The sequence below is a fragment of the Mycolicibacterium pyrenivorans genome (assembly GCF_025821625.1).
GTDB classification, from domain to species: domain Bacteria; phylum Actinomycetota; class Actinomycetes; order Mycobacteriales; family Mycobacteriaceae; genus Mycobacterium; species Mycobacterium pyrenivorans.
In genome coordinates, this window is the sequence record NZ_JACKSH010000171.1 from 41842 (window position 1) to 48112 (window position 6271).

General features: G+C 67.4%; 2 protein-coding genes and 2 pseudogenes. All 4 read right to left on the reverse strand.

The genetic code is table 11. The features are described from left to right. Positions 1-200 precede the first annotated feature (200 nt). The gene (locus H7I57_RS20205) at positions 201-710 is read right to left on the reverse strand and encodes a TIR domain-containing protein (protein WP_264025593.1); all 510 of its coding nucleotides are present in this window, start codon (positions 708-710) and stop codon (positions 201-203) included. Between the two features lie 201 nt (positions 711-911). Next, positions 912-1403: pseudogene (locus H7I57_RS20210) on the reverse strand (DUF1942 domain-containing protein); the annotation flags it as partial. Positions 1404-1498: 95 nt separating this feature from the next. After that, on the reverse strand, positions 1499-2410 hold the full coding sequence (locus H7I57_RS34060; RefSeq protein ID WP_504928644.1) for a hypothetical protein: 912 nt from the start codon (positions 2408-2410) through the stop codon (positions 1499-1501). Positions 2411-2418: 8 nt separating this feature from the next. Continuing rightward, positions 2419-5070: pseudogene (locus tag H7I57_RS20220) on the reverse strand (AAA family ATPase); the annotation flags it as partial. Between the last annotated feature and the right edge of the window lie 1201 nt (positions 5071-6271).

Genomic DNA, 6271 nt, shown 5'->3' on the forward strand with positions numbered 1-6271 from the left:
CCACGACGACCAGATGGCGATCGGTATTCCCAATAGTGAAACTGACACTACGGATGGCGACCACCACCGCTGGTCGGAAAAATGGAAAGCCCATTCCAGTAGTTGCCCACCGGCCGACCACAGTCCGATCCACGCGAAAACCCTTGTGGCCGTGCGCACAAGGAATCGCCGATTGAATAAATCGCTCCGTAGAGCTGTACTCATAGGCCGAGGTCCGAATAGACTTCGGACTTGTAATGGTACGGTCCGCTCTTTCCGCTGGCGGCGTAAGCGGGTGCGTACTGGTCAAGTGCGTACCTGATGATAGTGGGCTGAAACGACACAGAGATCGTGTAGTAGTCCGCATCGAGCAGGGGCTGCGGAATCACCGATAGATCGACTGTTCGCTTGCCATCCAGATTTGCGATAACGATCGGAAGGTCGAACTCAATCGCCACCTTGACTTCGTGCGCGAGGAACGACCGACCATCACTTCCCTTCTGTCGGCCGGTTACGCTTCCCAGCAAGACGATCTGCTTGGCGTTCTTCATGCGCTCACGTAGATTCCGTTTGATCGTCTCGGGCTGGCTGGTATCCCGCGAGATGAACAGGTCGTGGGCGTCGTAGAAGTCGAAGTCGATACGGTCATTGTCCCGCCAGGCCTCCATCAGCCTGTAGCAGTGAATATCCTCGCTGGCAAAAGCCACGTAGGTTTTATTCCGGTAGCTCACGACCGCCCCCATCCGATATCGGCCGAGCAGCCCACCCGACCACTAGCGACAACTCGGCCGTGCTGGTAACCGCCCAACCATCCAGACTGATTATTTCCCCGGGTCCGAATACGTCGCGCATCTACACCGGTGTGTCGCGAACGCGTTCGCGACATGCTGACCTCAGGAATCGATGATCCCAACGCTCGTTTGGGAACTAGGGAAGTAGATTTTTCCTGAGGTCAGCTGGCCTTGGGCGAGCGCGGCCGGGTTGACTCCCTGGGGGGTGGCGACCAGGAACAGCGTTCGGTAGGTGTCGCCGTTGCGGGCCCGCGCGTTGAGGTCGGACACGATGGGCTGAACGGTGCCCGCGACCGCCGTGTTGGTGGCGGTGGCTTCNAGCGTTCGGTAGGTGTCGCCGTTGCGGGCCCGCGCGTTGAGGTCGGACACGATGGGCTGAACGGTGCCCGCGACCGCCGTGTTGGTGGCGGTGGCTTCCCACAGCGCTCCGCGAACATGCCAGGGGATGACGTCGCTGCTCGGCTTGAGCCCGCTGATTGTCCAGGCCTGCACCACCGNCCCGTTGATCAGTTCGGCNGGCTGCCCCAACGTCACCAGGTTCGGAGTGGGGTTGTCGGCCAGCGCGATNGGCGCGCTCAAGACACCGATCCCGGCGGCCGCTGCGGTTGTCGCCAACACGGTCGTGATCTTCACCTGGTGCACTCCTTGCGTCGTTGGCCGCTGGCTCCCCGCAGCAACCGGTCANGTTCTGACGCTATCGCGCGTTGGTGGCACTGTGCGTCACCAGATCAGAGTTCGAGGCCGTCGATGTCGCGCCCCCGGTCACGGTCGCGTTCGGCGACGGTCTCGGCGACGGTGGCCATCCGCTGGTAGGCCGNGGCCGCGGCCCGNCCGGCGGCGCTGNGTTCGCGCCATACCGCGCTGCGGGNGCTGCGGCGCTGCTCNTGGGCGATCAGCAGGTCGCTGACGGGTTGGGGGAGTAGGTCACGTTCGGTGCGTTCNGCTTCGGCGTGCATGGTGCGGGGCCGGTCGTCGTTGGCCAGGATGGTGCGGAAGTGGTGGGCGGCAGCCCATTTGTTGCCGCGCCGNAGGACGTGAATGTCAGCCCCGGCGACCAGGCGTGAGTGTTCGTGGTCGGCTTCGCCGCTGATCCGTTGGTANACGTAGGCGTGGTTTTCGTCTTTGGCGCGGGTCATGCCGACGTAGGCCATGGCTCGGCTGGAGGTGTCGGCCAGGATGGAGTGGCACACACCGGGAGTGGTTTTGTTGCCCACGGTGACTCCCTGGGCGGAGTGCACGGTCACCGCGTAGCCGAGGGTGACGTTCTGGCGCAGGTAGTCGCCGTCGAAGACGACGCGCGCTTTGTCGGTGAGCCGTTCGGCGGCCACCCGATTNGTCTTTTCGTCGATGCCGGCCACGCGCCACCGGTTGCCGTTGCGTACTTGGTCGACGGCCTGGCCGACGGGGTGNTCGGCCCCGGGGTGCACGGGGATNCTGATGTCGTTTTCGCGGCTGATGATGATGTCGCCGACGGCGATGCGCTGGTCGCGGGCGGCCCGNACGGACGGCCCGTCGCCGACGAGGGCGTTGTGGACGCGCTGGTTGAGCGCNTCGGCCATCTCCCAGGAGTCGCAGACCATCAGTGAGTCTTTCCCGGCGGCCCGGTCAGCCAGGTAGGCATCGCCGGCGTCTTTGGCCATCGCGATCGGACGCGCGCTTTGTCGGTGAGCCGTTCGGCGGCCACCCGATTNGTCTTTTCGTCGATGCCGGCCACGCGCCACCGGTTGCCGTTGCGTACTTGGTCGACGGCCTGGCCGACGGGGTGNTCGGCCCCGGGGTGCACGGGGATNCTGATGTCGTTTTCGCGGCTGATGATGATGTCGCCGACGGCGATGCGCTGGTCGCGGGCGGCCCGNACGGACGGCCCGTCGCCGACGAGGGCGTTGTGGACGCGCTGGTTGAGCGCNTCGGCCATCTCCCAGGAGTCGCAGACCATCAGTGAGTCTTTCCCGGCGGCCCGGTCAGCCAGGTAGGCATCGCCGGCGTCTTTGGCCATCGCGATCGGGTNTCGGCCATCTCCCAGGAGTCGCAGACCATCAGTGAGTCTTTCCCGGCGGCCCGGTCAGCCAGGTAGGCATCGCCGGCGTCTTTGGCCATCGCGATCGGGTCGCCGGTGTGCAGGCGGCCGTGACTGCGATACCAGCCGACCGCNTTNCGCAGGCGATTGCCGTGNCCGGACCGCAACGCCAGNGAGGCGTCGCGCTCCTCGGCGCTGCGCATCCGCCACACTTCGCCCAGGCGCTGCGACCAGGGCAGGTCCCCGCANAGATGNTCGAACATGCCGCCGCGGGCTTTCACCGGCGCCAGCTGGTAGGGGTCCCCGACGAGCACCATCTTCGCGCGCCCGGCCACCGCGGCCGACAGCAGTTTCTTCAGCTCGGGGGTGCCGACCATGGAGGCTTCGTCGACGACGACCACGGTGCGCCGGTCGATGGCCAGATTGTTGTCCTCGATGAGNTTGAGCGCCTTGGCCACGGTCAGGCCGCGGTCGCCGGCTTCCTCCTGCATCGCTTCGTCGACGGCTTTGCCGGTGGGCGCGAGCACGAGCACTTCTTTGTTCGCCCGGTGCCTTGGCCACGGTCAGGCCGCGGTCGCCGGCTTCCTCCTGCATCGCTTCGTCGACGGCTTTGCCGGTGGGCGCGAGCACGAGCACTTCTTTGTTCGCCCGGTGTGCGGCGGCGCGCAACGCTTTCAGTGAGTGAGTTTTGCCAGCACCGGCCGGGGCCTGCAATGGCTGCACCAGAAATGGGGAGACGGCGATGTTGCGGATGGCGCGCTCTTGGTCGGCGGAGAGGTCCCCCAGATCGGCAGCGCGCACGTCGAGACGACTGCGGTTGTCGGAGGTATCGACCATGTCGAGGATGCGGGACTCCTCGAGCATGATCGCGTCGACGGTGTACTTCTCGTGGCCTTCGCGGTGGTGCGCTTCGCGCGGCGCGCTGATGCGCACACCGACGTCGTCGACGAACGCTTCGATGAGCGCGCGCGGTTCCCCGACCGCGCCGACGGGCAGCTGCGCGCCGACGATCTCCACCATGTCCGCGCGCGTGAACGCGGCCTTGTCGATGCGCGCTGCCATGTGCGCGATGCGCGCTCGGTCCAGGGGGGTGCGCGCCTGTGCGCGCCGCGCCTCGCGCGCGGCGAAATGCGCGTCGCGGTCCAGATCCAGACCGCGCGCGTCGGCGCGCCACATCGCTTTGAGTTCGTCCCAGGCGAGCTGCTCGGGTTTGGTGGGCCGGGTGGCTTTCTGGGTCCAGATCCAGACCGCGCGCGTCGGCGCGCCACATCGCTTTGAGTTCGTCCCAGGCGAGCTGCTCGGGTTTGGTGGGCCGGGTGGCTTTCTGCGCGGTCGCCAACTGCGCGGCGGTCGGCTCACCGTCGACGACGACCAGGTTGTCTTTGGCCCATTCCCGCAGCCGCGTCGAACGCTGCGACCACGCCTTGATGCTCGCCGCGGTCACGCCGGCGATCTCGGCCATGCCGGAATGTTCATCGACGGGCTGCCATTCGAAGCCCCGCTCGGCGTGCAACTCGTGGCGCAGCGTGGCCTGGTAGATGATCCCGGCGGCTTTGGCTTCGTGATACAGCGACTTGGCTCGGCGTGCAACTCGTGGCGCAGCGTGGCCTGGTAGATGATCCCGGCGGCTTTGGCTTCGTGATACAGCGACTTGGAGTCGATCGACACCAGCCGCCCATCAGCTCTGACCTGGCGATTCGGCACGATGACGTGGGTGTGTAGGTGCGGGTCCCCGCAGCGGCTCGTCTCGTGCTGATAGGCGATGGCCACCAGCCCGGGCAGCCGCTGGAGGTCTTTGTTGCTGGTCAGCGGGTTGTGCACCCGCGTGTACCCGGCGTGTTCGTGCAGGTAGGTCATCGCGGCTTCGACTGCTTTGACGTGGGCGTTCTGCATGACCTTTTCGGCCACGTCGTCGGTCAGCGACCGCAGGAGCGACACACTCTTGGGCGCGGCGAACATCAGGTCAAACCCGTGCACCCCGTTGGTTCCGAACGCCCGTCCGGCCTCCCCGTTGGGGGTCACTCCATCGTCGAGCCACCGTGCCGCTACCTCGGTGTCAGCAAACCCGCCGTCGAGTGCGGCGCCGTCGAGTCCGGTGGCCTNACCGACGGTGGCCTTGTCGCCGACCACGACCCAGGTCGGGACNCGGGTGTCGCCTTCGGAGTAGTACTCGCCCAGGCCGCCGCCGGCGGCCTGNCGGTCCATCGAGGCTTGCCGGGCCTGATTGGCGGTGTCGTTGTAGTAGCCGATNCTCCAGCGACTCAGCCGCGAGATCGTCAGCACGGTCGNACCGCCACCAGACCACCTCACCAAGCCGGACAGGCCGCCGCCGGGCGGCCGGGGTTCGGGCGCGCCAGCGCCCGAAGCCGAGTATTGCACAACTTGTGCCAATGTGCCGGAAGTCTGTTNGGTAGGAGCGGAGCGGAGGCGGAGTGGGTGTGCTGCAAGGGGGGAGGTGGTGAGGAATTGGTGCCAGTGTGTGGTGAGGGGCGGGCTTAGGGTGAGGGGGATGGAAAGAGTTGGGGTGTGGGGGACGANGTGGAGGTGAGTGGGCTTGTGAGNGGTGANGGGCNGGCCGGCGGCGCCGCGCGAGCGGCGCGAGCGGCGTGGGCGCCGATCCCGGCGACCTGGCGGTCGATGCAGGCGTGGCAGCGGGTCGGGGCGGACCGCAGGGCGTGGCTGGCGCAGCTGTGTGAGCNGTCAGCAGCTACGGAGCAAAGGGGGTGAGNATGGGCAAGATTTGGGCGGCGCTGGCGGCGGTGGCTGCAGAAGGCGCGGTGTTGNCGTGGCTGGTGGGCGGCCAGCTGTGGGANTGGATGAGCGCGGGGCTCAGCGCCGGCATCAGCTGATGAGCCGGGCGCTGGACCGGAGGAAAAAGAGAGCCGGCACGCTGTCTGTCACGAGGACAGGGCGTGCCGGCTCTCTTGGTGTCTGGGGTCAGCGTGCGGTGTGGACGCTGACGCGGTGGTCGAGTTTGAGCAGTCGGGCCAGTGGCGGCACGTCGCCGCCGTGGCGGGCGGCATGAGTTTCGGCGGCGGCGNGTGCGGTGTGGACGCTGACGCGGTGGTCGAGTTTGAGCAGTCGGGCCAGTGGCGGCACGTCGCCGCCGTGGCGGGCGGCATGAGTTTCGGCGGCGGCGAGCAGGGCCGCGGTGCGGCGGTAGTCGGCGGCCANGAAGGCGCATTGGGCGGCGAGCACGTAGGCCGCTGCGGCGATCGGCCGCGGNCCCAGGTGCGTNGCGATGCGCTCGTAGAGCGCCGCGGCGCGGGCTTCGTGGCGGTCGGCGACGCCGGCGAGGTGGCGCGCGTGCGCGCCGGTGAGCACGACGGCGGTGCGCTCGGCGAGGTCGGCGGTTGGTTCGGTGCGCTCGANGAGCGCGGTGCGCAGTGCNCTCAAGGTGTTGAGGGTGTCGGTGTGCGTCATGGCAGTCCTTTCACGGGGCGCGGTGTGCGCTGAGGGTGATGTGCGGTCGGTGATGTGCGGT